The 26,184-nt window shown below is 63.1% G+C and carries 27 protein-coding genes and 1 other RNA gene; 21 read left to right on the forward strand and 7 right to left on the reverse strand.

The window, feature by feature from the left end:
* Window positions 1–7 precede the first annotated feature (7 nt).
* Window positions 8–673, reverse strand: a complete 666-nt coding sequence (locus NKJ77_RS06435) for a c-type cytochrome (protein ID WP_023688767.1) — start codon at window positions 671–673, stop codon at window positions 8–10.
* 193 nt (window positions 674–866) lie between these two features.
* Here NKJ77_RS06435 and NKJ77_RS06440 point away from each other — a divergent pair, with 193 nt between their 5' ends.
* Window positions 867–1,592, forward strand: coding sequence for a 3-deoxy-manno-octulosonate cytidylyltransferase (locus tag NKJ77_RS06440; RefSeq protein WP_023688766.1), 726 nt, complete (start codon window positions 867–869; stop codon window positions 1,590–1,592).
* Window positions 1,593–1,645: 53 nt separating this feature from the next.
* Window positions 1,646–2,509: a prephenate dehydratase gene (locus tag NKJ77_RS06445; protein ID WP_023696750.1), complete on the forward strand. Its 864-nt coding sequence runs from the start codon at window positions 1,646–1,648 to the stop codon at window positions 2,507–2,509.
* A 7-nt stretch (window positions 2,510–2,516) separates the two neighbouring features.
* On the opposite strand, the gene NKJ77_RS06450 is transcribed toward NKJ77_RS06445, so the two are convergent.
* The 3 genes from NKJ77_RS06450 to NKJ77_RS06460 all read right to left on the reverse strand — a co-directional run bounded on the left by NKJ77_RS06450 (window position 2,517) and on the right by NKJ77_RS06460 (window position 4,294).
* Complete coding sequence (locus tag NKJ77_RS06450) at window positions 2,517–2,822, reverse strand: Dabb family protein (protein ID WP_023669515.1); 306 nt, start codon at window positions 2,820–2,822, stop codon at window positions 2,517–2,519.
* A gap of 75 nt (window positions 2,823–2,897) precedes the next feature.
* The gene (nudC, locus tag NKJ77_RS06455; protein ID WP_352534603.1) at window positions 2,898–3,839 is read right to left on the reverse strand and encodes an NAD(+) diphosphatase; all 942 of its coding nucleotides are present in this window, start codon (window positions 3,837–3,839) and stop codon (window positions 2,898–2,900) included.
* A gap of 35 nt (window positions 3,840–3,874) precedes the next feature.
* Window positions 3,875–4,294: an HIT domain-containing protein gene (locus NKJ77_RS06460; RefSeq protein WP_023823776.1), complete on the reverse strand. Its 420-nt coding sequence runs from the start codon at window positions 4,292–4,294 to the stop codon at window positions 3,875–3,877.
* A gap of 157 nt (window positions 4,295–4,451) precedes the next feature.
* On the opposite strand from NKJ77_RS06460, the gene ffs reads away from it, so the two are divergent.
* The 12 genes from ffs to NKJ77_RS06520 all read left to right on the forward strand — a co-directional run bounded on the left by ffs (window position 4,452) and on the right by NKJ77_RS06520 (window position 16,119).
* An RNA gene (gene ffs, locus NKJ77_RS06465) (signal recognition particle sRNA small type) lies at window positions 4,452–4,548 on the forward strand.
* 204 nt (window positions 4,549–4,752) lie between these two features.
* On the forward strand, window positions 4,753–6,564 hold the full coding sequence (locus NKJ77_RS06470; protein ID WP_352534605.1) for a DNA polymerase III subunit gamma/tau: 1,812 nt from the start codon (window positions 4,753–4,755) through the stop codon (window positions 6,562–6,564).
* A gap of 31 nt (window positions 6,565–6,595) precedes the next feature.
* Entirely contained in the window at window positions 6,596–6,919 is a 324-nt protein-coding gene (locus tag NKJ77_RS06475) for a YbaB/EbfC family nucleoid-associated protein (protein WP_023682030.1), read from the forward strand.
* A gap of 218 nt (window positions 6,920–7,137) precedes the next feature.
* On the forward strand, window positions 7,138–8,106 hold the full coding sequence (locus NKJ77_RS06480; RefSeq protein ID WP_023703499.1) for a cell wall hydrolase: 969 nt from the start codon (window positions 7,138–7,140) through the stop codon (window positions 8,104–8,106).
* A 96-nt stretch (window positions 8,107–8,202) separates the two neighbouring features.
* Entirely contained in the window at window positions 8,203–8,808 is a 606-nt protein-coding gene (gene recR, locus NKJ77_RS06485; protein WP_023688760.1) for a recombination mediator RecR, read from the forward strand.
* Between the two features lie 175 nt (window positions 8,809–8,983).
* Entirely contained in the window at window positions 8,984–10,261 is a 1,278-nt protein-coding gene (locus tag NKJ77_RS06490) for a lytic murein transglycosylase (RefSeq protein WP_352534691.1), read from the forward strand.
* Between the two features lie 264 nt (window positions 10,262–10,525).
* Entirely contained in the window at window positions 10,526–12,169 is a 1,644-nt protein-coding gene (locus tag NKJ77_RS06495) for an ABC transporter substrate-binding protein (RefSeq protein WP_352534607.1), read from the forward strand.
* Window positions 12,170–12,188: 19 nt separating this feature from the next.
* The gene (locus NKJ77_RS06500; RefSeq protein WP_352534609.1) at window positions 12,189–13,256 is read left to right on the forward strand and encodes an ABC transporter permease; all 1,068 of its coding nucleotides are present in this window, start codon (window positions 12,189–12,191) and stop codon (window positions 13,254–13,256) included.
* Window positions 13,253–14,173: a nickel transporter permease gene (nikC, locus tag NKJ77_RS06505; RefSeq protein ID WP_023831927.1), complete on the forward strand. Its 921-nt coding sequence runs from the start codon at window positions 13,253–13,255 to the stop codon at window positions 14,171–14,173. The genes NKJ77_RS06500 and nikC overlap by 4 nt, the downstream gene beginning before the upstream one ends.
* A 10-nt stretch (window positions 14,174–14,183) precedes the next feature.
* Entirely contained in the window at window positions 14,184–15,020 is an 837-nt protein-coding gene (locus tag NKJ77_RS06510) for an ABC transporter ATP-binding protein (protein ID WP_023831928.1), read from the forward strand.
* Window positions 15,017–15,766, forward strand: coding sequence for an ABC transporter ATP-binding protein (locus tag NKJ77_RS06515; protein ID WP_023688757.1), 750 nt, complete (start codon window positions 15,017–15,019; stop codon window positions 15,764–15,766). Before NKJ77_RS06510 ends, NKJ77_RS06515 begins: the two co-directional genes overlap by 4 nt.
* Window positions 15,767–15,780: 14 nt before the next feature.
* Window positions 15,781–16,119 carry a DUF2185 domain-containing protein gene (locus NKJ77_RS06520; protein WP_023831929.1) on the forward strand — a complete coding sequence of 113 codons (339 nt, stop codon included), beginning with the start codon at window positions 15,781–15,783 and terminating at the stop codon, window positions 16,117–16,119.
* Between the two features lie 10 nt (window positions 16,120–16,129).
* Here the strand turns inward: NKJ77_RS06520 and NKJ77_RS06525 are convergent, their stop codons facing one another.
* The gene (locus NKJ77_RS06525; protein WP_023831930.1) at window positions 16,130–16,567 is read right to left on the reverse strand and encodes an efflux RND transporter permease subunit; all 438 of its coding nucleotides are present in this window, start codon (window positions 16,565–16,567) and stop codon (window positions 16,130–16,132) included.
* Entirely contained in the window at window positions 16,549–16,836 is a 288-nt protein-coding gene (locus NKJ77_RS06530; protein WP_352534612.1) for a hypothetical protein, read from the reverse strand. The genes NKJ77_RS06525 and NKJ77_RS06530 overlap by 19 nt, the downstream gene beginning before the upstream one ends.
* 265 nt (window positions 16,837–17,101) lie before the next feature.
* Here NKJ77_RS06530 and NKJ77_RS06535 point away from each other — a divergent pair, with 265 nt between their 5' ends.
* Window positions 17,102–18,379: a 4-aminobutyrate--2-oxoglutarate transaminase gene (locus NKJ77_RS06535; RefSeq protein ID WP_023692593.1), complete on the forward strand. Its 1,278-nt coding sequence runs from the start codon at window positions 17,102–17,104 to the stop codon at window positions 18,377–18,379.
* 121 nt (window positions 18,380–18,500) lie between these two features.
* On the opposite strand, the gene NKJ77_RS06540 is transcribed toward NKJ77_RS06535, so the two are convergent.
* Window positions 18,501–19,754, reverse strand: coding sequence for an NAD(P)/FAD-dependent oxidoreductase (locus NKJ77_RS06540; RefSeq protein ID WP_286461320.1), 1,254 nt, complete (start codon window positions 19,752–19,754; stop codon window positions 18,501–18,503).
* A 491-nt stretch (window positions 19,755–20,245) separates the two neighbouring features.
* Between NKJ77_RS06540 and NKJ77_RS06545 the strand changes: the two genes are divergently transcribed.
* The 6 genes from NKJ77_RS06545 to NKJ77_RS06570 are packed head-to-tail and all read left to right on the forward strand — an operon-like array spanning window position 20,246 to window position 26,150.
* The gene (locus NKJ77_RS06545) at window positions 20,246–21,538 is read left to right on the forward strand and encodes an imelysin family protein (RefSeq protein WP_352534693.1); all 1,293 of its coding nucleotides are present in this window, start codon (window positions 20,246–20,248) and stop codon (window positions 21,536–21,538) included.
* Between the two features lie 59 nt (window positions 21,539–21,597).
* On the forward strand, window positions 21,598–21,909 hold the full coding sequence (locus NKJ77_RS06550) for a (2Fe-2S)-binding protein (protein ID WP_023669536.1): 312 nt from the start codon (window positions 21,598–21,600) through the stop codon (window positions 21,907–21,909).
* Window positions 21,875–22,360, forward strand: a complete 486-nt coding sequence (gene bfr / locus NKJ77_RS06555) for a bacterioferritin (RefSeq protein ID WP_023669537.1) — start codon at window positions 21,875–21,877, stop codon at window positions 22,358–22,360. The genes NKJ77_RS06550 and bfr overlap by 35 nt, the downstream gene beginning before the upstream one ends.
* A gap of 12 nt (window positions 22,361–22,372) precedes the next feature.
* A complete protein-coding gene (locus tag NKJ77_RS06560) occupies window positions 22,373–23,962 on the forward strand; it encodes a di-heme oxidoreductase family protein (RefSeq protein WP_023692590.1) in 1,590 nt (529 codons plus the stop codon).
* Entirely contained in the window at window positions 23,962–25,041 is a 1,080-nt protein-coding gene (locus tag NKJ77_RS06565) for an imelysin family protein (protein WP_023692589.1), read from the forward strand. The genes NKJ77_RS06560 and NKJ77_RS06565 overlap by 1 nt, the downstream gene beginning before the upstream one ends.
* A gap of 2 nt (window positions 25,042–25,043) precedes the next feature.
* Complete coding sequence (locus tag NKJ77_RS06570; protein ID WP_023692588.1) at window positions 25,044–26,150, forward strand: DUF1513 domain-containing protein; 1,107 nt, start codon at window positions 25,044–25,046, stop codon at window positions 26,148–26,150.
* Window positions 26,151–26,184: the final 34 nt, after the last annotated feature.

Consider the following 26,184-nt stretch of genomic DNA (forward strand, 5'->3'; position numbering starts at 1 on the left):
AATTCGGTTATTTGGCGGGCGCCGGTGCCGGCGTCGCAGGGGCTGGAGCTGCCCCTTCAGCCGGCTTGGCCGGAGCAGCACCCTCGGCCGGCTTGCCCGGCGCGGTTGCATCAGCGGCGGCACCTGGCGTCGGCAGCGGCTTTGGGCTGTCCGACAGCGTTCGCAGATAGGCGATGACGTTGGCGCGGTCCTCGTCCTTCGGCAGGCCGGCAAAGCCCATCGCAGTGCCCTTCACGAATTTCTTCGGCGAGGTGATGAAGTGGTTGAGGTTGTCATAGGTCCACTTCTCCGCGCCGCCCTTGGAAAACTCTTTCATGCCGGCCGAATAGGCAAAGCCCTCATGCTCGGCGACGGGGCGGTCGACGATGTCCCAGAGATCCGGGCCGACCTTGTTGGGGCCGCCTTTTTCGCCGGAATGGCAGGCCTGGCATTTCTTAAAGACGGCCGCACCTTGCTCGACATTGGCGGTGGCCAAAAGGTCGGCGATCGGCTTGGCCTCTGCCGCGGGTCCGGCGGCGCCGCCTTCGGCAGGCTCCGTCGCCTCGATGGCGAAGCCGGGCTTTTCCGGCGCCGGCGAGGCAAACAGGGCGTCGGACACCAAACCGACCGAGAAGACGACGAAACAGGTTCCAAGCAACCCGGCGAGCAGTTTGTTGACTTCGTTGGAATCCATACGCCCCAGGGCTCCCTTTTCCGGCGGACCTCTCCGTCCACTCCGTCCGTCGGTATCGTGACCCACCCCGTCGAGCCGGTCAAATCGGGCGGAAACTAGGTCTTTTGCTTGGGCGTTGCAACACCTATAAGGGCGCTTCCAGTGAGACCTTTTGCCACTTTCCCCATCCTCTTTCGAACGCCTTGCAACCTCGATGTCCACGCTCATCCTGATCCCGGCCCGCATGGCCTCGACGCGCCTGCCGGGCAAGCCGCTGGCCGACATAGCCGGCGCGCCGATGATCGTCCATGTCGCCCGCCGCGCCGCTGAGGCTGGGCTTGGCCGGGTGGTGGTGGCAACCGACACGCGCAACGTGGCCGAAGCGGTGCGCGCGCACGGTTTCGAGGCGGTGATGACGCGCACCGACCACGAATCCGGCTCCGACCGTATCTTCGAGGCGCTGACCGCGCTCGACCCCGATCGCAAGGTCGAAACCATCGTCAATGTGCAGGGCGACCTGCCGACCATCGATCCCAAGATCATCGGTGCGGCGCTGAAACCGTTCGAGGACGCTGCGGTCGACATCGCCACGCTCGGCGTCGAGATCGTCCGCGACGAGGAAAAGGCCAACCCCAACGTCGTCAAGATCGTCGGTTCGCCGTTGTCGGCGACGCGGCTGAAGGCGCTCTATTTCACCCGCGCCACCGCGCCCTGGGGCGAGGGGCCGCTCTATCACCATGTCGGCCTCTACGCCTATCGGCGCTCAGCCCTCGAACGCTTCGTCGCTTTGAAGCCGTCGCCGCTGGAGCGGCGCGAGCGGCTGGAGCAGTTGCGGGCGCTGGAGGCCGGTATGCGCATCGATGCCGAGATCGTGCAATCGCTGCCGCTCGGCGTCGACACGCCGGAAGACCTCGAACGCGCCAGACAAATTCTTTGCTGAGAAGATAAATTCTTTCCTGACACCGCAGATCCTTTCAAACCTGAGATATCGGCATGCCTGACAAGACCAACAGAATAGCCTTCCAGGGCGAACCGGGCGCCAATTCCGACACCGCCAGCCGCAACATGTTCCCCTCGATGGAGCCGTTGCCGTGCCCGACCTTCGAGGACGCCTTCAACGCGGTCGAGACCAACAAGGCCGACCTCGCCATGATCCCGATCGAAAACACCATCGCCGGCCGCGTCGCCGACATCCATCATCTGTTGCCGGAATCGAAACTCCACATCGTCGGCGAATATTTCCTGCCGATCCATTTCCAGCTGATGGTGCTGCCCGGCGTTAAACGCGAAGAGATCAAGACCGTGCACAGCCATATCCATGCGCTGGGACAGTGCCGCAAATACATCCGCAAGAATGGTTGGAAGCCGGTGATTGCCGGCGACACGGCGGGTTCGGCGAAGCTGGTCTCCGAGCTCAAGGACCGCAGCATGGCCTCGCTGGCGCCTGCGCTCGCCGCAGAACTCTATGGCCTCGACATCATCGAGAAGAATGTCGAGGACACGGACTCGAATGTCACCCGCTTCGTCGTCCTGACCAAGGACAAGCGGTTGGCCGAACGGCCCTCGGCCGACACCAAGATGATGACGACCTTCATGTTCCGTGTCCGCAACGTGCCGGCTGCGCTCTACAAGGCAATGGGCGGTTTCGCCACCAACGGCGTCAACATGACGAAGCTGGAGAGCTATCAACTGGGCGCCTTCACCGCGACGCTGTTCTACGCCGATATCGAGGGCCATCCCGACGATCCACTGGTCAAGCTGGCGCTGGACGAACTGCGCTTCTTCTCGCGCGAAGTGCGCATTCTGGGTGTCTATCCCGCCAGCGAGTCGCGCGAGCAGTGGAAGGTCGCGGACTAAGGTTCCCCTAAACCAGAAGGGTCAGCGGCACATAGTCGATTTCCATGAAGGTTTCGACTTCCGGGATCCAGCGGTCGCGCACGAAGGCAACGTGGTCGGGATGCTCGTTATATCTGGTGTAGGCGGCCTGATCGACGAACTCCATCGAGAAGCCGAAGTGGTAGTCGTTCTTCGGGCTGACTTGCCGCAGCGGCTCGAAATGGGTGACGCCCTTGATTGCGCTGAGAATGCGCTTGGCATCGGAGAGGAACCGCTTTTCCTCCAGCGAGTACTGCGGGTGCTTCAGGGTGAAAACCACGGTGTGACGGATCATTTTTTGCTCCCGTTAAGCAATTCCAGGAAAAGTGTGAAGCGGTTTTCCGTCCGGAATTGCGTAAAATAACAAGTCTTATTCGCTGTCGACCCAGGCGCGGATCAGATGATGCGCGATCGCGCCTTTCGGCGGCGTGACCAGATTGTCCTTGTGCGTCCTCTCCAGCATGGAACGCACCTCGTCGCGAAAAAACCAGCGGCAATCTTCCAACTCGTTGAGATCGGCCTGGATGTCGTCATTGAGCGGTTCGCCGAAACAGCCGATCATCAGCGAATAGGGGAACGGCCAGGGTTGGCTGGCATGGTAGACGACGCGGCCGAGCCGGATGCCGGCTTCCTCCAGCGTTTCGCGGCGCACCGCCGCCTCGATCGTCTCGCCCGGCTCGATGAAGCCGGCAAGCGCCGAGTACATGCCGGGCCCGAAATGCCGGCCGCGGCCGAGCAGGCATTTTTCCCGCGTCGCCGTCAGCATAATCGCCACCGGATCGGTGCGTGGAAAGTGCTCGGTGCCGCAATTTGGGCAATGGCGCTTGTAGCCGCCGGCCCGCATTTGCGATTCATGGCCGCATTTGCTGCAGAAGCGATGGGTGGCATGCCAGGCAAGCAGGGCGGCGCCTTGCGCCAGCGCGCCCGCTGCCGCCTCGTCGATCAGCCCCTGCATATAGACCGAGCGATAATCGATCGCCTTCATGGTCTCCGGTAGCTGTTCGGGATCGAGGCCGACCGGCACGGCAAGTACCGGGCCGCTCTCGGCAAAGCCAAGCAGCACGCCTTGTGCGAGTGATGGCTGCAGCTTCTGGCCCTCAGCCAGATCGAACCAAGGGTCGAAGCTGCCATCGTGCAATTTCAGATACAGCCGTCCGCCATGCATCGGCAAAAAACGTGCCGAGGGATCGGCCAACGCCTTTTCGACGGAATCGTCGGCGCGGTTCTCGGATTGCCGATCAATCGTGTTTCCGGCGAAGCCGACGAACTGGCTCGGTTCGCGCAAGGGCGCGTCAAAAAGGCGAAAGGTCATGGAAGCTCGAACGTCTAGGAATGGACACAGGCGGCTTATAGCGCCGCCTTGATCTGTTGCGCAAACTGGCGGATGCCTGAACGCTCATAGGGCTCGCGCATGCCGTGCCCCCACACCGGCCCCGGCCAGCCCGGATCGCCTTCCGAGCGGGCGATGACATGGACATGCAATTGCCGAACGATGTTGCCGAGCGCGCCGGTGTTGATCTTGGTGCAGCCCGTGGTTCTTTTCAGCGCCTGCGCCACCATGTTGGTCTCGAAGGTCAACATCGCCTGGTCGAGCGGCGTCATGTCGTGGATTTCTTCGGCCCCCGGCCGCTGCGGCACCAGGATAAGCCATGGCCAGCGGCTATCGTTCATCACCCTGAGCTCGCACAGGCCGAGCCACATCAGCTGCTCGCTATCCGCCTCCAGCCTGGAGTCGAGCGTGAATCCGGCCTTGAGGCCCGGTAGCATTGGCGTTTCCCTTGCGCTTCTCGCATTATTCCCAAACTCATGACGCTAGAGCGGCTGCACGGGGGCTGCAAGCGATTCATTGAGCGGCGGAGTTCAAGGGCATCCGATTCTCAATGCACCCTTGCATTTGATCGCTGAATTGCCGATATGGAACGCGGGAGGTTGGTGGTGGACGATCCACTCGCCAACCGGGTCAGGTCCGGAAGGAAGCAGCCCTAACGAGCCCGGAACGGGTCATTGTTCCAGCCTCCCACCTCATCGGCCCCTCTCGCGACATTGACGACGCATTGCAGCGCGGGCGAGACTATTGGAGCAATTCCAGGGAAAGTGTGAGCGGTTTCCCGTCCGGAATTGCGTTAAAGCAAAGGGTAGAGCGGTTTGCCGTTTCAGAAAACGGTGAAACGATCTAGCAAGAATCGGCTACGCTGAGACGCGGCCTTTTGGAGCTTTACGGGCGAATGAGCGAAGCCGGAAATTCGGACCCCGAAAACCTGGAGAAGCAAAAGGCCGTCGCCTATCGCGTGCTGGCGCGAAAATATCGTCCGTCGAATTTCTCGGAACTGATCGGCCAGGAGCCGATGGTCCGCACTTTGACCAACGCTTTCTCCACAGGCCGCATCGCCCAGGCCTGGATGCTGACCGGCGTGCGCGGCGTCGGTAAGACCACGACGGCGCGCATCCTGGCGCGGGCGCTCAACTACAAGACGCCGACGGTCGACCATCCCTCGGTCGACCTCGCCCTCCTGGGCGAGCACTGCCAGGCGATCATGGAAGGCCGCCATGTCGACGTCATCGAGATGGACGCCGCGTCGCATACCGGCATCGACGACATCAGGGACATTATCGAGCGCGTGCGCTATGCCCCGGTGTCGGCGCGCTACAAAGTCTACATCATCGACGAAGTGCACATGCTCTCCACCCAGGCCTTCAACGGCCTGTTGAAGACGCTGGAAGAGCCGCCGCCGCACGTCAAATTCATCTTTGCCACCACCGAAATCCGCAAAGTGCCGATCACCGTGCTGTCGCGCTGCCAGCGTTTCGACCTGAGACGCATCGATGCCGGCGCACTGGTCGCGCACCTCTCCTCGATTGCCGGCAAGGAAGGCATATCGGTCGACGACGACGCGCTGGCGATGATCGCGCGCGCCGCCGAAGGCTCGGCCCGCGATTCGCTCTCCATCCTCGACCAGGCGATCGCCCATGGCGGCGGCGCCGTCAGCGCCGAAGCGGTGCGCGCCATGCTGGGTCTCGCCGACCGCGCCCGCATCGTCGACCTGTTCGAACATGTCATGAAGGGCGATGTGGCGGCCGCCCTTGCCGAATTCCGCAACCAGTACGACACCGGCGCCGATCCGACTGCCGTGCTGACCGATCTGGCCGAATTCAACCACCTCGTCACCCGGCTGCGCTTCGTGCCGACGGCTGCCGACGACGCTTCCCTGTCCGAGGATGAGCGCCGCCGCGGCGCCGACTTCGCCAGCACGCTGTCGGTCAAGGTTCTGTCGCGAACCTGGCAGATGCTCTTGAAAGGCATTCCCGAGGTGCAGTCATCCAACCGACCGGTCAGCGCCGGCGAGATGGTGCTGATCCGGCTGGCGCATGCCGCCGACCTGCCGACGCTGGACGAGGCGCTGAAATCTCTAGAGAGCGGCGCTCCGGCGTCCGGTGGTGTTTCACGCCCGAATGGTGCGCCGGTAAATTACGGCAATGGCGGCGGCGCCAGCGCGGTAGCGCAGACCCGGATGCCGTCCGGGCCAGCCGGTGCGCAAACCATGCGATTGGTCGACGCGCCCCCGGTCGCCTTTGTCGCGCCTCCGCAGCCGGTCGTCGAGCCGCAATCGCCGCCGCTGAAATCGCTGGCCGATATTGTCGCTCTTGCCGACGCGCAGCGTGACATCGCCTTCAAGGTGCTGGTCAAGAGCTGTATTCGCCTGGTGCGCATCGAGCCCGGTCGTATCGACGTCGGCCTGACCGCCGATGCGCCCAAGATGCTGCTCAACGACTTGACGACGAAGCTGCGGGCCTGGACCGGCCGCAACTGGCTGGTGTCATTGTCAAAGGAAGAGGGCGGCCAGACGTTAGCCGAGATGGAATCGACCAGGCGCGAGACCGCTTTCTCCGACGCGAAAAGCGATCCGGCGGTGGCCGCCATCCTCGCGCGCTTTCCCGGCGCCAAGATCATCGACGTGCGCATTCCCGACGCACCGGAAGTCGACACCGACAAGGCCGAAGCGCCGGTCGAGCCGCCGTCCGACGACGACGAAACCTGACCATAGCCACGAATCCGCAAAGGACCCGACCATGAAAGATCTTCTCAGCCTGATGGGCAAGGCGAAGGAAATGCAGGCCAAGTTCCAGGCCATGCAGGACGAGATCGCGACGATTGAAGCAAGCGGGCAGGCGGGCGGCGGGCTGGTCAATGTCACGCTGACCGGCAAGTTCGAAATGAAGTCGCTGAAGATCGATCCGTCGCTGTTCAAGGAGGACGAGGTCGAGATTCTCGAAGACCTGCTGCTGGCCGCTCACAATGACGCCAAAAATAAGGTCGAGCAGATTATGCAGGAGAAGACCAAGGCGCTGACGGCAGGCTTGCCGATCCCGCCCGGAATGAAATTGCCGTTCTGAGCCGGCTCCAACCAGTTAATTGATTATGAAGGGAAATCGGCTGCGGAGGCTGTTGTTAAGACTTTCTCCGGCTTTGCTCACGCGGACATATCCGGGCATTTATAAAGTTTTACCTATGCTGCACGAAAGCTAATCCTTTAGCCATCTTTTTGCCTTTAAGAGTCTCATTCTTGCCTCCTCTCGGGGCGGGCTGGCATCTGGACAATGAGGCATTTTTGTTGATCGCGACGCGATGGAAGACGCCGCTTCTGCTCGGCATCATCTTCTCCCCTATGTTCCTGGCCGGTTGCAGCCAGACCACGTCTTCGCACGGCCTGTCGGTCGCCAGCCTGACCGACGCCATCACGCCCAGCTTCCTTTCGACGCGCGCCTACCGCAACACGCCGAAGGAGAAGGAATGCCTGGAGCGGGCGATGTTCTTCGAGTCCAACCGCTCGAGCCGTGACGGCATGATCGCTGTCGGCACGGTGGTGATGAACCGGCTGCGCTCCGGCAATCATGGCAGCACCATTTGCCAAGTGGTTGGCGAACCGGGCCAGTTCGCGCCCGGCGTGATGACGCGGGCGATGAATTCGAAAGCGATGCCCGATGTCGAGGAGGCCGCCGATGCGGTGCTCAAGGGCGAGCGCAAGGCCAAGCTGAAGAACACGATGTACTTCCACACCGCCGGCCTGAGGTTCCCCTACAAGAACATGCATTACACCATGGTTGCCGGCGGCAACGCCTTCTACGAGAAGCGCGGCCGCAACTGGCAGCCGCTGCCGGATGAATCCACGACCATGGTTGCCTCGGCGCAGCCGCGCGCTCCTGTGCCTGAAGCGCCGGTGCAGGTTGCCTACGCCGAGCCGGTGGTGAAGACCATTGTCCGTCCAGATCCTGCCAAGCAGGCCGCGGCGGTTCGCGCAGCCAAGGCGACACGTGCCCCGGCCGAGCAGACCTATGTGACGGCTTCCGCGGCGCCCGCCAAGAGCGCCCGCGTCGCCGCCAAGCAGACGGAGGTGGCGATGCAGGAGCCGATGGCCGAGCCGGATGCCTCGCGTTTCGGCGGCACGCTGAACGCCCGCTACGTCACCTTGGTGCCATCGGCGACGCAGGAAGCGTCGATGGGCTTCCAGTCGACGCCTGAGAACACCGACGATATCGGCGCAATGATCGTCGATCAAACCCGGCCGCTCTCAGCCTACTGACGCCCAGAACATTTTCCGAGCCCGCCATGGCAGCATGGCGGGCTCGGTGCGTATGCGCATGTTTCAAAGCGCGCGGAAAAATCCTAGATCAGTGCGATGTCAAAGCGAATCGCCGGTCCCGAGATCGAACGCCTGATCCAGCTCCTGGCCAAGGTGCCGGGGCTAGGGCCTCGTTCGGCCAGGCGTGCGGCACTGCACCTGATCAAGAAGAAGGAGCAGCTTTTGTCACCGCTCGCCGCCGCCATGGCTGAAGCCGCCGACAAGGTGCGCATCTGCACGACCTGCGGCAATGTCGATACCTCCGACCCTTGCATGATCTGCACCGATCCGCGCCGCGATGCCTCGACGCTGATCGTCGTCGAGGATGTCTCCGATCTCTGGGCGCTGGAGCGGGCGGCGGCCATGAATGTGCGCTACCACGTGCTCGGCGGCACGCTGTCGCCGCTCGACGGCATCGGTCCCGAACAGCTCAACGTGCGCTCGCTGGTCGACCGCGTTGCCGGCGGTGAGGTGAAGGAGGTGATCCTCGCCGTCAACGCCACGGTCGAGGGCCAGACGACGGCGCATTATCTCACCGACCAGTTGTCGGGCTTCGAGGTCAAGGTGACACGACTTGCCCATGGCGTGCCGGTTGGCGGCGAGCTTGATTATCTGGATGAGGGTACGCTGGCAGCCGCGTTGCGATCGCGGACGGCGTTTTGACGCAAATGGCGGGGATGCTCCGGAGATGACAGCATTCCTTCGGGCCCCCCTCTGTCCTGCCGGACATCTCCCCCGCAAGAGGGGAGATTGGCTGTCGCTTCGGTTTTCGCCAACCACCAGCGTTGAAAGAATGATGCCGTCCGAGAAGCTGCTGATCTCCCCCCTTGAGGAGGAGATGTCCGGCAGGGCAGAGGGGGGTGTGAAGGAACGCAAGCTTCCAAGGCTGCTACTATTTTCATTCCTTGCAGCCCTGCTCGCCCTCTTCCTCATCTCCCCAGCCTCCGCGGCCAAAATCGACGACCAGTTCCGCGCCTGGCTGCAAACCGATCTCTGGCCGGAAGCCCAGAACAAAGGCATCTCCAAATCCACCTTCGACGCCGCTTTCGACGGCGTGAAGCCGAACCTCAAACTGCCCGACCTCGTTCCGCCCGGCGAAAAGCCCAACACGCCGCAGAAGCAGCATCAGGCGGAGTTCGGTTCGCCCGGCGCCTATTTCGCCGAAAAGACGGTGCGCGCCGTCACGTCAGGTGGGCGCACGCGCGAGGCGGCCAACGCCAAGACGCTGGCTGCGATCGAAAAGCGCTACAGTGTCCCGGGCGAGATACTGTTGGCGATCTGGGGCCGCGAGACCGGCTTCGGCGCGGCGAAAATGCCCTACGACGCTTTCGAAGTGCTCGGCACCAAGGCCTTCATGTCGACCAAGAAAGACTTCTTCCGCACCGAAGTGCTGGCGGCGCTCGAGATCGTCGAGCATGGGTTGGCGCCGGTCGGCGCCATGAAATCGTCCTGGGCCGGCGCGCTCGGCCAGCCGCAATTCATGCCGACCTCGTTCCTGAAGCACGCCGTCGACTACGACGGTGACGGCCACCCCGACATCTGGAATTCGACGCCGGACGTGCTGGCCTCGATCGCCAACTATCTCGTCCACTATGGCTGGGTGAAGGGGCGTGGCTGGGGTTTCGAGGTGACGGTGCCGGAAAGCGTTTCCTGCTCGCTCGAAGGTCCCGACCAGGGCAAGAAAATCTCAGCCTGGGCGGCGATGGGAATCAGCCGCGTCGGCGGCAAAGCCTTTCCGGCCGGCGAACTGAAAGCGGAAGGATTCCTTTTGATGCCGGCCGGACGCAGCGGCCCCGCCTTCATCGCCACGCCCAATTTCTACGTGCTGAAACAGTACAACACCAGCGACCTGTACGCCCTGTTCATCGGCCATGGCGCTGACCGCATCGCCCATGGCGATGCTGATTTCGTCGGCAGCTGGGGTGCGGTTGGCGGCCTGCATCGTTCCGACATCGCCGCGCTGCAACGGGCGCTGGAGGCCAAGGGCTACGATGTCGGCAGCGCCGACGGCCTGCCCGGCTTCAAGACCCGCCGCTCGATCGGCAGCTGGCAGGAAAAGAATGGCCGCCCCGCCACCTGCTTCCCCGACGCCGATCTGGTTGCTGCCATCAAGTAACACCGAAAAGAGCAGATTTTTCCCCATCGGCGGCTGCAATTGGCTCGCCCATGCTTAGACGCGCACAGCATATTCCGGTCCAGTATGCCGGCTCGCAAAAATGCCCGTTGCCGGTTGGAGGGCTGCCGGATAGGGTGTTGACCAACTGGAAAAAAATCAACACGGTATGGGGTCTAACGGTCGTCCTCCGGCCGCGAAAAAGATTACTGCAGCCCTGAGCCGGGAACTCGGGGTCAACAATCAACAAAACAGGGAACAATCATCATGATGATGGAAAAGTTTGCTCTACGTTCGCGCGTCTGGCTCGCAGGTGCTGCCATGTCCGCTCTGCTCATTGGCGTCGCGCCGGCCTTTGCCGTGACCCCCGCCGACACGCTGGTCGAAGGTTTTGCCATCGACGACATCATCTCCATGGATCCGGGCGAGGCGTTCGAACTGTCGACCGCAGAGGTCACCGGCAACACCTATGATCTGCTGGTCCGACTCGACCTCAGCGACACCTCCAAGGTCAAGGGCGACCTTGCCGAGAGCTGGACCGTTTCCGACGACGGCCTGGTCTATACGTTCAAGCTCAAGCCCGGCCTAAAGTTCGCTTCGGGCAATCCACTGACGGCCGGCGATGTCGCCTATTCCTTCGAGCGCGCCATCAAGCTGGACAAGCCGCCGGCATTCATCATCAACCAGTTCGGCATCAGCGGCGACAACGTCGCCGACAAGGCCAAGGCCGTCGACGACACCACCTTCCAGTTCACCGTCGACAAGGCCTATGCGCCGAGCTTCGTGTTAAACTGCCTGTCGGCAACGGTCGCTTCGGTCGTCGACGCAAAGCTGGTCAAGGAACATGTCGCCGCGGTGACGCCGAGTGCCGACTACAAATGGGACAACGATTTCGGCAACGCCTTCCTGAAGACCGGTTATGCCGGCTCCGGCGCCTACAAGCTGCGCGAATGGCGGGCCAATGAGGTCGTCGTGCTGGAGCGCAACGACAATTACAATGGCGAGAAGGCCAAGCTCGCCCGCGTCATCTACCGCAACATGAAGGAAAGCTCGGCACAGCGCCTGGCGCTCGAAGCAGGCGACATCGACGTTGCCCGCAACCTCGAGCCGAACGATCTCGACGCCATCGCCAAGAATGCCGATCTCACCACGACCAGCGCGCCGAAGGGCACGGTCTATTACATCAGTCTCAACCAGAAGAATCCGAACCTCGCCAAGTCCGAGGTTCGCCAGGCGTTCAAATATCTGGTGGACTACGATGCGCTGAGCACGACCATCCTCAAGGGCATTGGCGAGATTCACCAGACCTTCCTGCCCAAGGGCGTGCTGGGCGAACTGGACGAAAATCCGTTCAAGTTCGACGTCGCCAAGGCCAAGGAACTGCTGACCAAGGCCGGCCTGGCCGACGGCTTCAGCGTAACCATGGACGTACGCACGGGACAGCCGACAACGGGCATGGCGGAATCGATCCAGCAGACGCTTGGCCAAGCCGGCATCAAGCTGGAAATTATCCCGGGCGACGGCAAGCAGACGCTGACCAAATACCGCGCCCGCAATCATGACATCTATATCGGCCAGTGGGGCCAGGACTATTTCGATCCGAACTCCAACGCCCAGACCTTTGCCTCAAACCCGGACAATTCGGATGAAGGCAAGACCAAGACGCTGGCCTGGCGCAATGCCTGGGACATCCCGGACCTGACAAAGCAGACCGAAGCAGCCTTGCTGGAGAAGGATGCCGGCAAGCGCGCCGATATGTACAAGAGCCTTGAAAAGACGATCCTCGACACCAGCCCCTTCGTCATCATCCACCAGCAATTGGAAGTGGCAGGCCTGCGCAAAAACCTGAAAGGCTTTGCGCTCGGTCCGAGCTTCGACACCAACTTCGTCGGCCCGGTCTCCAAGGAATAGCGCCGGCGGATGCGCCCTGATGAGCGCGATTGAAAACCAGGCGACGGCGGGGCAGGGAAGCGCCCGCGCCGTCGCTATCTTGTTGGCGATCGGCCGCTTCCTGGTCATCGCCGTCACCACCTATCTCGGCCTGCTCGCGGTGACCTTTTTCATCGGCCGCGTCATCCCGATCGATCCGGTGCTGGCGGTGCTCGGCGACCGCGCACCGGCCAATGTCGTCGAGCGCACCCGCCGCGAGATGGGGCTCGACCTGCCGTTGATCGAGCAATTCTATATCTATCTCAAGCATGCGCTGAACGGTAATTTCGGCACCTCTGTGCTGACCACCAATCCTGTGATGACCGACATCCGCCGTGCCTTTCCGGCAACGATCGAACTGGCGACTTTGGGCACTCTGATAGGCTCGTTGATCGGCGTGCCGCTCGGCGTGCTGGCAGCGGTAAAACGCGGCAGTCTCATCGACCAGATCGTTCGCATTGTCGGCCTGATCGGCTATTCCGTGCCTATCTTCTGGATCGGGCTTTTGGGGCTTGTCCTGTTCTACGCCAAGCTCCAATGGGTAGCTTTTCCCGGCCGCCTCGACATCGTCTACGAGTACACATTCACACCGATCACCGGCTTCTACCTGCTCGACGCCGCGCTGCAGGGCCAGTGGGATGTCTTCTACGACGCTTACCGCCACATCATCCTGCCGGCAGGGCTGCTGGGCTATTTCTCGCTCGCCTACATCAGCCGAATGACGCGCTCCTTCATGCTGAACGAGCTGTCGCAGGAATACATCGTCGCCGCGCGCGCCAAGGGCCTGTCTGAAACGCGAATCATCTGGGGCCATGCGCTGCGCAACGCCGCGGTGCCGATGGTCACGGTGATCGCGCTGTCCTATGCCGGGCTGCTCGAAGGTTCGGTGCTGACCGAGACGGTGTTCTCCTGGCCCGGCATCGGCCTCTACATCACCAATTCGCTGCAGAACGCCGACATGAACGCCGTGCTCGGCGGCACCATCGTCATCGGTTCGGTGTTCATCGGCATCAATCTCCTGTCCGACGTTCTCTACAAGGTGCTCGATCCGAGGACGAAGACAGGATGAGCGCCGAAGCAATCCAAACGCGCCGCGATTGGCTGCTCAGCGATCGGCCGGCCTCGCGCATGCAGGCACGGCTCGGCCGCGCCTACGTCGCTTGGCGGCGCTTTTCCGCCAACCGGCTGGCGTTTCTCGGCCTGCTCATCATCATCGCGCTGCTGCTGGTCGCCGCCTTTGCCGATGTGCTGGCGCCCTATTCGCCGACCATCGGCGATCTCAAGAATGCCCGGCTTTTGGCGCCGAGTGCGGCGCATTGGTTCGGCACCGACGATCTCGGCCGCGATATCTATTCGCGCATTCTTTTCGGCTCACGCTGGACTCTCTATGTCGTCATTCTCGTCGCCGTCATAGCGGCCCCCATCGGCCTTTTGGTCGGCACCGTCGCCGGCTATGCCGGCGGCTGGACCGATGCCATTCTGATGCGCATTACCGACATCTTCCTCGCCTTCCCCAAGCTGATCCTGGCGCTGGCCTTTGTCGCGGCCCTTGGCCCCGGCATCGAAAACGCGGTGATGGCCATCGCCATCACCTCGTGGCCGCCTTACGCCCGAATTGCCCGCGCCGAAACGATGACCGTGCGCAATTCCGATTACATCAAGGCGGTGCAATTGATGGGCGCCTCGCCGTTCCGCATCGTGCTGCGCCACATCATGCCGCTCTGCATCTCTTCGCTCATCATCCGGGTGACGCTCGACATGGCCGGCATCATCCTCACCGCCGCCGGCCTCGGCTTCCTCGGCCTCGGCGCCCAGCCGCCGCTGCCGGAATGGGGCACGATGATCGCGTCCGGCCGCCGCTTCGTGCTCGACCAATGGTGGGTGGCCGGCGCGCCGGGCTTCGCCATCCTCATCGTCAGCCTCGGCTTCAACCTGCTTGGCGACGGCCTGCGCGATGCGCTCGATCCCCGGAGTGGCGACCAATGAGCGGTGACCAATGAGTGGCGCACTTCTCGATGTCGACGACCTGCGCGTCGATTTCCCGACTCGGACCGGCCTCATCCAGGCGGTGCGCGGCGTCACTTTTTCGCTCGGCCGAGAGCGGCTGGGCATTGTCGGCGAAAGCGGTTCCGGCAAGTCGCAGACCGGCCGCGCCATCATGGGGCTGACGCCGCCGCAGGCTCTGGTGTCGGCCAAGAAGCTTGCCTTGGACGGCATCGATCTTTTGGACATACCGGCCCGTCAGCGCCGGGCGCTGCGCGGCAAACGCATCGCCATGATCCTGCAGGATCCGAAATATTCGCTCGACCCCGTGATGAGCATCGGCCGCCAGATCGTCGAGACGCTGCGCACGCATGAAAAGGTCTCCAAGGCCGAAGCGCGCGAGCGGGCGCTGGCCATGCTGGAAGCTGTGCAGATCCGCGATCCCTCGCGTGTCTTCGACCTGCATCCGCACGAGGTGTCCGGCGGGATGGGCCAGCGCGCCATGATCGCAATGATGCTGATCGCCGGACCGGAACTGATGATCGCCGACGAGCCGACCTCGGCGCTCGACGTCACCGTTCAGCTCGATGTGCTCGGCATCCTCGACCGCTTGGTCAGTGAGCGCGGCATGGGTCTGATCTTCATCTCGCACGATCTGCGGCTGGTCGCCTCCTTCTGCGACCGCGTCATCGTCATGTATGCCGGCAAGGTGGTCGAGCAGCTCAAGGCGTCGGAGCTGCGCGACGCCCAGCATCCCTACACGCGCGGCCTGCTCAACTGCATGCCCAGGATCGGTTACGAACGCCACCCGCTGCCGGTGCTCGACCGCAAGCCGGAGTGGGCGGCATGACGCCAGCCATTTCGATTGAAGGGCTGGAGGTGGTGTTCGACCGTTTTCGCGCGCTGAAAGGGGCGAACCTCGAGGTGAAGTCCGGCGAATCCTTCGGCCTGGTCGGCGAGAGCGGTTCCGGCAAGTCGACGCTGCTCAAAGCCATTGCCGGCCTGGTGCCGGCCAAATCCGGCACTATCACGGTCAACGGCAAGACGCTGGGAGCGCGCCGCGACAAGGCTTTTTATCGCGAAGTGCAGATGGTCTTCCAGGACCCGTATGGTTCGCTGCACCCGCGCCAGACCGTCGACCGCCTGCTGCAGGAACCGCTCGCCATTCACGGCTTTGCCGATGGCGAGCAACGCATCCAGCGCGCCCTTGACGAGGTCGGATTAGGCAACGGTTTCCGTTTCCGCTACGCGCACCAGCTCTCCGGAGGTCAGCGTCAGCGCGTGGCGATCGCGCGGGCGCTCATCCTCGAACCGTCGATACTGCTGCTCGACGAACCGACATCGGCGCTCGACGCTTCGGTGCAGGCCGAAGTGCTCAACCTGCTCGAAGAAATTCGCCGGCGGCGCAAGCTGACCTTCCTGATGGTCAGCCACGACCTCGCCATCATCACCCATATGTGCGAGCGCCTGATGGTGATGCAGAATGGCGAAGCGGTGGAAAATCTCACCGCGGGCCAGCTGATCGGGCATCGGGTGGAGAAGGATTATACGCGCAATCTGTTGAGGGCGAGCGAGGGGTTTGTGCGGACCGCTTGAATCTGGGGTTTCCTATGGCGGAATGGAAGTTCGAAGACCCACCCAACGTCGCGGTGTGGTCGGACACAAGCATATTTAAACGTGGTGACTGGATCGCATACGTTGTGCACGAAGCTGATGACGACGATAACCACAACGATGAGGGTGGCAGTTGGCAATTTCATAGCAGCGACAAGAAAAATCGAGATGAACCCGAGATAATGCTCGTCAGCCTCCAGAATGTGGTTCAGCGGGATGAGAGCATCCTGGAATTGGCCGATTTGCCAAAAGGCTGGCATGCTTGGCGCGATTCAAAATTGTCGCCCTGGCAGCGCGCTAAATCACTCCCTGTACCCTCCAACGACAACGAGTGATGCAGCAGGGCTAAGTCGAGCTTTGCGCCAGTTCGCCGTTCTCCGGAACAGATGGTTCGTCCCCCTGCTTAGGCTCCTTGATCCTGAACCACGTCACATAAAGCGCCGGCAGGAATAGCAGCGTGATCGCCGTGCCGGCGATGATGCCGCCCATCATGGCGTAGGCCACCGGGCCCCAGAACACTTCGCGCGCGATCGGGATCAGCGCCAGGCTGGCGGCCGCGGCCGTCAGCGCGATCGGCCGCATGCGGTGCTCGGTCGCTTCGATACGGCTTCCCAGCGGTCTTGGCCCTCGGCCACCAGATCCTTGATCTGCACGATCAGGATCACCTGAGTTGCGGATCAGGATGCCGATCAGCGCCAGGACGCCCAGAATGGCGACGAAGCCGAGCGGTGCGCCGCTCGGCACCAGGGCCGCGACCACGCCGATCAGGCCGAGCGGCGCCACCGCACCACCAGGAACAGGCGCTGAAAACTTTGCAACTGGATCATCAGGATGGTCGCCATCACGAACAGCATCAGCGGCACCACCGCTGCGATCGGTCCCTGGCTTTTGGCGCTTTCCTCGACCGAGCCGGCGGTTGCAACGGAATAGCCGGGCGGCAGTTTGGCGATGAAGGCGTCGACCGACGGCTTCAATTCGTTGACGACGGTGGCCGGCAGCACGTCGCCAACGAGGCGCGAACGGTGATCGTCGGGATGCGGTTGCGCCGCCACACCGTCGGCTGTTCGAGGTCGTAGCGGAAGTCGCCACTGCCGCGAGCGGGATCGCTTCGCCGTTCCCGGTGACGGGTGAGCTGTCACGGACTGCGCCGTACGTGTATCGGTCGGCTGGTTAAGACCGGTCTGTCGAAGTGGCCCGCATCGACGACAGGCCCAATCGCCCGGCGGCGGTGCCAACTTGAGGAAAACGTGAAATAAGGTCAGAAGAGGCCTTGGCATTCATCTAACGAGAACGGGCGTCGGCCCGATGAGGGACGAAATGAAGAACGCAGCCATTTCCGAGCGCAAGAACCAGTCGATCTCGCGCGGCGTCGGCATGACGACGCAGATCTATGCCGACCGCGCCGAGAATTCGGAGATCTGGGATGTAGAAGGCCGCCGATACATCGATTTCTCCTCCGGCATCGCCGTCGTCAACACCGGCCACCGCCATCCCAGGGTGATCGAGGCGGTCAAGGCACAGCTCGACCGCTTCACCCATACCTGCCACCAGGTCGTGCCCTATGAGAGCTATGTGCGGCTGGCCGAACGGCTGAACGGCATGCTGCCCGGCAAGTTCGAGAAGAAGACCATCTTCGTCACCACGGGCGCTGAAGCCGTCGAGAACGCCATCAAGATCGCCCGCAACGCCACTGGCCGCCAAGCCGTCATCGCCTTTGCCGGCGGCTTCCACGGCCGCACCTTCATGGGCATGGCGCTGACCGGCAAGGTCGTGCCCTACAAGGTCGGCTTCGGCGCCATGCCGGGCGACGTCTACCACGCGCCCTTCCCGGTGCCGCTGCATGGCGTGTCGGTTGCCGATTCGCTTGCCGCGCTCGACAGACTTTTCAAGGCCGATGTCGATCCGGCTCGCGTTGCCGCCATCATCATCGAGCCGGTCCAGGGCGAGGGCGGCTTCTACGACGCGCCGCGCGAATTCCTGACGGCGCTGCGCAAGCTCTGCGACCAGCACGGCATGCTGCTGATCGCCGATGAGGTGCAGACCGGCTTTGCCCGCACCGGCAAGATGTTCGCCATGGATCATCATGAGGTCGCGGCCGACATTACCACCATGGCGAAAAGCCTGGCCGGCGGCTTCCCGCTGGCGGCGGTCACCGGCCGCGCCGACATCATGGATGCGCCCGGTCCTGGCGGGCTCGGCGGCACCTATGGCGGCAGCCCGATCGGTGTCGCCGCAGCACACGCCGTGCTTGACGTCATCGAGGACGAAAAGCTGTGCGACCGCGCCAATACGCTGGGCGCCCGGCTGAAACAGCGGCTGCAGTCGATCCGCGACGATGTGCCCGAGATTGTCGACATCAGGGGTCTCGGCTTCATGAACGCGGTCGAGTTCAACGACGTCAAGAAGGGCCTGCCGTCGGCCGAGATCGCCAACGCGATCCGGCTGAAGGCGCTCGACAAGGGGCTGATCCTGCTGACCTGCGGCGTCTACGGCAACGTCATCCGTTTCCTGGCTCCGATCACCATCCAGGACAATGTCATGAACGAGGCGCTCGACATTCTGGAAAGCTCGATCCGCGAAGTCTGCGCTGCCTAGCGCAAACCCCTACCTCGCCCTTGTGGGGAGGTCGGACCGCAGGTCCGGGTGGGGGCCTCGCGCCGACCCCAACCCCGCTGCTTCGCACTTACCCTCCCCACAAGGGGGAGGGTAAGTGCGTCTAGCCCGCAGCCCGTGCCGGCTCATCCTGCTGGAACGCGGCCAGCGCCGCCTTCAGCCCATCAGGCCCTTCCGCAACAGTCTGCGCCATCGGCGAAAACCCGGCCCCGAGCATCTTGCGGCCCAGCATATGGTCGCCCGGCCTGTTGACGGATTCGATGCCGAGCAGCCGGCTTCCAGCATAGTGGTAGATCGAGAACTTGTTCTCAGCGAGGTCGCCCAGCACGACATGGCTGTCGCCGCCCGAGGTCAGCCCGACCATCTGCAGTTTCATGTCGCCGATGTCAGACCAGAACCACGGCACCGCCGCATAGGCGTCCGTATGGCCGGTGATCGTGCGTGCGGCAAGCCGCGCCTGATCGGTGGCGTTCTGCACCGATTCCAGCCGCACGTCGCCGCCGGTCGACCAGTGGCGGTAGGAAGCGGCGTCGCCGATGGCCAGAATATCAGGCACTGAGGTGCGCATCTGTTGGTCGACGCGGATGCCATTGGCGACAGTCAGTCCGGCAGCCTGAGCAAGTTCGACATTCGGCACGGCGCCGATGCCGACGATGACCATGCGCGCGGGCAGCCTTTCGTCGGTGGAGGTGATGGCAGCGCAGACATGGCCGTTTTCCCCTTCCAGCCTGGCAATGGTGGTGCCGGTGAGGATACGCACGCCGATCGCCTCCAGCCGTTGGCGGACATGGCTCGCCACCACCGGCGCCACGGCGCGGCCAAGCAGCCGGTCGACAGCCTCGACCAGGGTGACGTTGCGGCCGGCGGCCCTCAGCGTAGCCGCGATCTCCAGCCCGATGAAGCCGCCGCCGAGGATGACCACGTCTTCGCTTTGGGCGCTGAGCTGGCGGATCAGCCGCGCATCGGCGATCGAGCGCAGCGACAGCACGCCCGAGAGGTCGGCGCCCGGCAGCGGCAGGAGCCGCGGCCGCGAACCGGTGGCCAGGATGAGCCGGTCGAACGGCAGCACGCCGCCGCCTGCTATGTCCAGCTTGCGGCCTGCCGTATCGATGCTGTCGATTCGGACGCCCGGCCTGAAGTCGATGGCGCTGCCGGTGTAAAAGGCCTCGCCGCGCAAGGGTTGCGGCTTGGCATCGGCGTCCTTGATGAAGGTCTTCGACAGCGGTGGCTTGTGATAGGGCAGATCGGTTTCGTCGCCGATCAGTACGACAGGCCCGTCATAGCCTTCCTCGCGCAGGCTGGCGGCCGCTTGCACGCCCGCATGACCCGCACCGAGAATGACGACCCCGTTCTTCATCGCAAACCGAATTCCTGTTTCAAATCTGGAGCATGATGCCGAAAGTGTGAAGCGGTTTTCGGACGACATCATGCTTTGATTGTGAGCCGTTCCGCCAGATGGCGATTGTCTGCCGCCGTCGCAAGAGCCCCGGTCCGGGTCGCACCCGGAACGGTCGCTTGTCAATCGCGGCGTCTCTCATCTTGGCTGCTGGCTATACGATTTAAAGTTGACAGTCCTAGTTTAGAATAATTCTAAACTGTTGTTTCAATTGAATTTTCTAGGGTTCACCAGTTGACTTCCGGCCTCGCCATCGTTTTATGGAGGCTCGCGCGTCAGCGCATCCCTTTGATGTTTGGGCCTTGAACCCGTTCGATTGGAGGCATTTGGTGTCTTTCTCCCGTGAGCCGCAGAGCGGCGCGGCATCTGTGGTGTCCTACGGCATGCCTATGTCCCGGCACCGTTTGGCACGCGCGCCTTTTACCGAATCCCCTTTGAACTGGAGACTGATGATGACAGCGCGATATGGCGGCAGACTGGCTGCGATCGGTGCCACGGCTATGTTGACGGCGGCGGTTTTCATCCTGCCGGCCAAGGCGGCGGAGATCGATGCCAAGGCGGTCATCAAGACCTATTCCGACATCGCGCTGGCCAAGTACGAGGATTCGCTGACCACGGCGCAGGCGCTCGACAAGGCTGTCGACGCGCTGCTTGCCAACCCGTCGGCGGACACGCTGAATGCCGCCCGCGATGCCTGGAAGGCGTCGCGCGTGCCCTACCAGCAGACCGAGGTCTACCGCTTCGGCAACAAGATCGTCGACGACTGGGAAGGCAAGGTGAACTCCTGGCCGCTCGACGAAGGCCTGATCGACTACGTCGCCAAGAGCTACGGCACCGAGTCCGACGCCAACGCGCTCTACACCGCCAATGTCATCGCCAACAAGGACATCGAGATCGACGGCAAGAAGGTCGACGCCTCGAAGCTTTCGCCGGAGTTCCTCGCCGGCACGCTGCAGGAGGCCGGCGGCATCGAGGCCAATGTCGCCACCGGTTATCACGCCATCGAATTCCTGCTCTGGGGCCAGGATTTGCACGGCACCGGCCCGGGCGCCGGCGAGCGTCCGTACACCGACTACGACCTCAAGAACTGCACCGGCGGCAATTGCGATCGCCGGGCCGAGTATCTGAAGTCGGCCAGCGATCTTCTGGTCTCCGACCTGCAGGAGATGGTCGGCAACTGGAAGGAAGACGGCGCCGCCCGCAAGAACCTCGTCGATGGCCAGCCGAACACCGCTATCTCGGTGATCTTCAACGGCATGGGCTCGCTGTCCTACGGCGAACTGGCCGGGGAGCGCATGAAACTCGGCCTGCTGCTGCACGATCCCGAAGAGGAGCACGACTGCTTCTCGGATAATACCTACAACTCGCATCTCTATGACGCCATCGGCATCCGCGCCGCCTATCTCGCCAGCTACACGCGCATCGACGGCACCGTCGTTTCAGGCCCGTCGGTGCACGATATGGTCAAGGCGGCCGATCCGGCGATCGACAAGGAACTGTCCGACAAGCTCGATGTCTCGGTCGGCAAGATGGAGGCGATCAAGGCGCGGGAAGTGGCCGGCGAGGCCTACGACCAGCAGATCGCCGAGGGCAACACCGAAGGCAATGCTACCGTGCAGGCGGCAATCGACGCGCTGGTCGACCAGACCAAGTCGATCGAACGCGCCGTCGGCGCGCTGAAGCTGAACAACATAGCCTTCGAGGGGTCCGACAGCCTCGACGCACCGGACAAGGTGTTCAAGTAGCACCCCAACCAACTACCAGCCAAACGGCGCGGAGGGGCGCCGTCAGCCAGAGCCAATCCATGCTGATCTGCCATTGCAACATCATCACCGAAAAGGAGATTGAGCAGACGATCGTCGATCTGCTGGATCAGGACCCCTGGCAACTGATCGTGCCGGCGAAGGTCTATCACACGATGCAAAAGCGCGGTCGCTGTTGCGGCTGCTTCCCAAATGTGGTCGAAACGATCATTCGGGTCACCGAAAATTACCACACCCGTTCGGAGGCGAGCGGCGTGGACATCGTTTCACACCTGGATCGCGTCAGAGGCCTGCGCGTCCAATATGGGAGCAGAATCCATGAAAGGCGAACCGCAGATCATCGAGCGGCTTAACGAGGCTCTGTTCCTGGAGCTTGGCGCCGTCAATCAATACTGGGTGCATTTCCGCCTGCTCGAAGATTGGGGATATGCCAAGCTGGCAAAGAAGGAACGCGCCGAATCGATCGAGGAGATGCACCATGCCGACCGGCTGGTGGCCCGTATCATCTTCCTCGAAGGGCATCCCAATTTGCAGTCCGTGGCGCCGTTGCGCATCGGCCAGAACGTCAAGGAAGTGCTCGAATCCGATCTCGCCGGCGAATATGACGCACGCACCGCCTACAAGCGTTCGCGCGAGATCTGCAACGAAGCCGGCGACTACGTGACGATGAAGCTGTTCGAGGAATTGCTGGCGGATGAGGAAGGTCACATCGACTTCCTCGAGACGCAGCTCGACCTCCTTGCCTCGATCGGCGAGGAAAAATACGGCCAGCTCAACGCCGCATCGGCGGACGAGGCGGAATAGGACCATGCAGGAATGCGGCGCCCCATAGATATTCTGCGCCGCTTGCGGCGGGCCGCCGGCCCGCTGCTCCTCAAAAACCCGCGATATCAGGCCTTTCGCGGGCTTTCGGTTGTAACCCTGGCGGCAATTTTGGCCCCGGCCCTGGCCGGATCGTCGGAACCGGTCGGCCTCGCCACGAGCCGCACCGACCTGACGCCGAAGGACCAGGCCCGCGTCCTTGCAGTTACCAGGCCAACCCAGGATTTCTCCAAGCCCGAATCCTTCGAAACGATGCAAGGCGGCGCCGGCACGTCGCGCAAGCAGGTCGACCGCGACGCCTTCTCGCAACCCTCTGAAAACATTACCTTCGAGGAACAGGGCAATTTCAAGCTCGGCAATGCGCTTTTCCGCAAGAACTGGGTGTCGTCGCCATCCTCGACCCAGGCCTCGGACGGTCTCGGACCCCTGTTCAACGAGCGCGCCTGCCAGAATTGCCATTTGAAGGATGGCCGCGGCCGCCCGCCGGCCGCCGACAGCCGCACCACGTCGATGTTCCTGCGGCTGGCGCGCGATGCGAGCACGGCCGAGGAAAAAGCCGAGATTGCCGTGCACAAGGTGCTGAACTTCCCCGATCCGGTCTACGGCGCGCAGTTGCAGGAACTGGCGGTGCCCGGCCTCAAGGGCGAAGGCCGCATGTATGTCGATTATCGCAAGGAAAAGGTCACGCTCGGCGACGGTAGCATCGTTTCGCTGCGCAAGCCGAGCTATTCGCTCGACGGGCTTGGCTACGGCCCGCTTGACCCGCGCACCACGCTGTCGCCACGTCTGACCCCGCCCATGATCGGCCTTGGCCTGATCGAACAGATCGCGCCGGCCGACATCCTTGCCCATGCCGATCCCGACGACCGCGACGGCATTTCCGGCAAGCCCAACATGGTGCGTGACCTCAGCAGCGGGCAACTGACGCTTGGCCGCTTCGGTTGGAAGGCGCAGACCGCATCGATCCGCCAGCAGGCGGCGGACGCCTTTGCCGGCGATATCGGCATTTCGACGCCGGAAGAGCCCAGCCACTGGGGCGATTGCACCGCAGCCGAAGAGGCCTGCTTAGCCATGCCCAATGGCGTGCAGAAGCGGCTCGGCCCGGTCGAGGCGCCACCACCGGTGATGGACCTCGTCACCTTCTATTCACAGAACCTTGCGGTGCCGGCGCGGCGCGATGTCGGCGCACCCGCCGTGCTCGCCGGCAAGAAGCTGTTCTACGAGATGGGCTGCATTGCCTGCCATACGCCGAAATTCGTCACCATGCGCGGGAACAAGGCGCAGGCGTTCCAACTGATCTGGCCCTATTCCGACTTTCTGCTGCACGACATGGGGCCTGGCCTTGCCGACGGCCAGGCGGTGGGCGATGCCACGGGCAGTGAATGGCGCACCCCGCCGCTATGGGGCATCGGCCTGACAAAGACCGTCAACGGCAACGCTTTCTTCCTGCATGACGGGCGTGCGCGCACGCTTACCGAAGCGATCCTGTGGCATGGCGGCGAGGGGCAGAAGGCGCGCGATCGCTTTGCCGCCGCCAATACGGCCGACCGCGATGCTCTCATCAAATTCCTGGAGTCATTCTGATGCTCAAGCGGGTTTTGCCTGTTCTCCTCCTCCCATTGGCTCTGTTCGGTGCGTCCCCGGCATCGGCCTCGGTGAAAGCCTCCGACGTGATCCAAAGAGCGATCGACGGCTTTGTCCGCCCCGCCTATGCCAGCCTGCATGGCCATGCCGGCACCTTGGCGAAGGCCATGGACGCGCTCTGCCAGGCGCCGTCGCAGGGCAACCTCGATGCCGCGCATGCCGGATTCTCGGCCACGGTCGCAGCTTGGTCGTCGGCTGAAATCATCGGCTTCGGGCCAATCAAGGAGAACAACCGGCTGGAGCGCATGCTCTACTGGCCGGACCGAAAGAGCATCGGCCTGAAGCAGGTGCAGGCGGCGCTGGCCGGCAAGGATCCGACCGCCACCGATCCGGCGCAGCTGGCGGGCAAGAGTGTCGCGATGCAGGGATTAGGGGCGCTTGAGTTCGTGCTTTACGGCGACGGCGCCGAGACGCTCGTCGGCAAGGACGAGCCCTATCGCTGCGCCTATGGCGCGGCAGTCGCCAAGAACATCGAGACCATGGCGGCCGATGTCGACGCGGCCTGGAAAAAACCGGACGGTTTTGCAGCCTCGTGGGCTAATCCCGGACCCGACAATGCGCTTTACCGCGACGGCACCGAAGCGGTGACCGAACTGGTCGGCGTCTTCATCAACGAGCTGGAAATGGTCCGCGACGTGCGCCTCAAAGGTTTTTTCGGCGCCAAGCCGGAGGCTGACAAGCCAAGGCAGGCGATCTACTGGCGGTCGCAAAACACCGGCCTGTCATTAGCCGGCAACCTCTCCGGCATTGATGCGCTGTTCCAGGCCTCGAAGCTCGGCGACGCGCTGCCCGAGGATAGCAGATGGATGGCGGAATCCATCCATATCCAGCTCATCAATGGCGTTGCCACTGCCAAATCCATCCAGGGTCCGATCGACAAGACGCTGGCCGATCCCGCGGAGCGCGGAAAACTCGAGCATTTCGCGCTGATCACCTCCAGCCTGTCGGGCCTGATCGGAACCAGGCTGACCGCCGAGTTCGGCCTGACCGCCGGCTTCTCCTCGCTCGACGGAGACTGATCATGAGGACGCCGCTGATCGACCGCCGCGATTTTCTCAGGGCTGCCGGCGCCGGCTTCGTCGCGTCAATGGCGCCGCGGGCCTGGGCGGACACGCTTGCCGCCGATGCCGTCTTTGCCACCGCCTTCGGCAAGCGCGACGGCAGCTTTGGCGCCGCTGTGTTGTCGGAAGCCGGAAAAGTATTGCATGCGATCGACCTGCCCGACCGTGGCCACGACGTCACCTTCGATCCGGCCTCAAAGCGCTCCGTGGTCTTCGCCCGGCAACCCGGCACCTTCGCCGTGGTCTTCGACCATGCCGGCCGCGAGCCGCCGCTGACCATCGCCAGCATCACCGGTCGGCATTTCTTCGGCCACGGTGTGTTTTCCACCGACGGCGCGCTGCTTTACGCCACCGAAAACAATTTCGACAATGCCGCCGGCGTCGTCGGGATCTACGACGCACGGGCCAAGTTCAGCCGCATCGGCGAGTTTCCGACCTATGGCATGGGGCCGCATGAGCTCTTGCTGCTCGGAGACGGCCGGACGATCGCCATCGCCAATGGCGGCATCGAGACCCATCCCGACTATGGCCGCGCCGAGCTCAACATCGCCACCATGAAGCCGTCCTATGTGCTGGTCGATCGCACAACCGGCGATCTCATCGAAAAGCACGAACTGCCGCCGGCTCTGCACCAGCTGTCGATTCGCCACATGGATGCCGACCCCACAGGCACCATCTGGTTCGGCTGCCAGTACCGCGGGCCGGGCACCGAGCGGCCACCGCTGGTCGGCCGCGCCACGCGCGGCAAGGGGCTGCAGCTGCTCGACATGCCGCAGGACGTGCTATCCGGCTTCCGGAATTACATCGGCTCGGTCGCCGCCAACCCGATTGCCGGCACGGTCGCGGTGTCTTCGCCGGAAGGCAATTCGCTGGCCGTCATCGACGCCGCCAGCGGCAAGATCGTCGCCACCAAGGCGCTGGTCGAGGTCTGCGGCCTGGCGCCCGACGGCCCGGGCTTCATGGCAACCACGGGTGCTGGCGAAATCATCGAAGGCAGCGGCGCGACGCGCTCCGAGCCCGACTATGTCTGGGACAACCACATGCTGCGCATCGCGCCGGCGGCGTAAGCCGTCCGGCCTGCATCGAAGCGAAGCCACTTAA

This window comes from Mesorhizobium sp. M0052, from assembly GCF_040323255.1.
In the GTDB taxonomy this organism is placed as follows: domain Bacteria; phylum Pseudomonadota; class Alphaproteobacteria; order Rhizobiales; family Rhizobiaceae; genus Mesorhizobium.

Bases quoted from the DNA above. Each gene is read 5' to 3' on its own strand.
- NKJ77_RS06450 (WP_023669515.1), bottom strand. From the start codon at position 2,822: ATGATCCGTCACACCGTGGTTTTCACCCTGAAGCACCCGCAGTACTCG.
- bfr (WP_023669537.1), top strand. From the start codon at position 21,875: ATGAAAGGCGAACCGCAGATCATCGAGCGGCTTAACGAGGCTCTGTTC.
- NKJ77_RS06495 (WP_352534607.1), top strand. From the start codon at position 10,526: ATGATGATGGAAAAGTTTGCTCTACGTTCGCGCGTCTGGCTCGCAGGT.
- NKJ77_RS06500 (WP_352534609.1), top strand. From the start codon at position 12,189: ATGAGCGCGATTGAAAACCAGGCGACGGCGGGGCAGGGAAGCGCCCGC.
- NKJ77_RS06515 (WP_023688757.1), top strand. From the start codon at position 15,017: ATGACGCCAGCCATTTCGATTGAAGGGCTGGAGGTGGTGTTCGACCGT.
- NKJ77_RS06445 (WP_023696750.1), top strand. From the start codon at position 1,646: ATGCCTGACAAGACCAACAGAATAGCCTTCCAGGGCGAACCGGGCGCC.
- NKJ77_RS06550 (WP_023669536.1), top strand. From the start codon at position 21,598: ATGCTGATCTGCCATTGCAACATCATCACCGAAAAGGAGATTGAGCAG.
- NKJ77_RS06435 (WP_023688767.1), bottom strand. From the start codon at position 673: ATGGATTCCAACGAAGTCAACAAACTGCTCGCCGGGTTGCTTGGAACC.
- NKJ77_RS06440 (WP_023688766.1), top strand. From the start codon at position 867: ATGTCCACGCTCATCCTGATCCCGGCCCGCATGGCCTCGACGCGCCTG.
- NKJ77_RS06475 (WP_023682030.1), top strand. From the start codon at position 6,596: ATGAAAGATCTTCTCAGCCTGATGGGCAAGGCGAAGGAAATGCAGGCC.
- NKJ77_RS06520 (WP_023831929.1), top strand. From the start codon at position 15,781: ATGGCGGAATGGAAGTTCGAAGACCCACCCAACGTCGCGGTGTGGTCG.
- nikC (WP_023831927.1), top strand. From the start codon at position 13,253: ATGAGCGCCGAAGCAATCCAAACGCGCCGCGATTGGCTGCTCAGCGAT.
- NKJ77_RS06565 (WP_023692589.1), top strand. From the start codon at position 23,962: ATGCTCAAGCGGGTTTTGCCTGTTCTCCTCCTCCCATTGGCTCTGTTC.
- NKJ77_RS06570 (WP_023692588.1), top strand. From the start codon at position 25,044: ATGAGGACGCCGCTGATCGACCGCCGCGATTTTCTCAGGGCTGCCGGC.
- NKJ77_RS06540 (WP_286461320.1), bottom strand. From the start codon at position 19,754: ATGAAGAACGGGGTCGTCATTCTCGGTGCGGGTCATGCGGGCGTGCAA.
- NKJ77_RS06510 (WP_023831928.1), top strand. From the start codon at position 14,184: ATGAGTGGCGCACTTCTCGATGTCGACGACCTGCGCGTCGATTTCCCG.
- NKJ77_RS06560 (WP_023692590.1), top strand. From the start codon at position 22,373: ATGCGGCGCCCCATAGATATTCTGCGCCGCTTGCGGCGGGCCGCCGGC.
- NKJ77_RS06460 (WP_023823776.1), bottom strand. From the start codon at position 4,294: ATGCTACCGGGCCTCAAGGCCGGATTCACGCTCGACTCCAGGCTGGAG.
- NKJ77_RS06545 (WP_352534693.1), top strand. From the start codon at position 20,246: ATGACAGCGCGATATGGCGGCAGACTGGCTGCGATCGGTGCCACGGCT.
- nudC (WP_352534603.1), bottom strand. From the start codon at position 3,839: ATGACCTTTCGCCTTTTTGACGCGCCCTTGCGCGAACCGAGCCAGTTC.
- NKJ77_RS06470 (WP_352534605.1), top strand. From the start codon at position 4,753: ATGAGCGAAGCCGGAAATTCGGACCCCGAAAACCTGGAGAAGCAAAAG.
- NKJ77_RS06535 (WP_023692593.1), top strand. From the start codon at position 17,102: ATGAAGAACGCAGCCATTTCCGAGCGCAAGAACCAGTCGATCTCGCGC.
- NKJ77_RS06490 (WP_352534691.1), top strand. From the start codon at position 8,984: ATGTCCGGCAGGGCAGAGGGGGGTGTGAAGGAACGCAAGCTTCCAAGG.
- recR (WP_023688760.1), top strand. From the start codon at position 8,203: ATGTCAAAGCGAATCGCCGGTCCCGAGATCGAACGCCTGATCCAGCTC.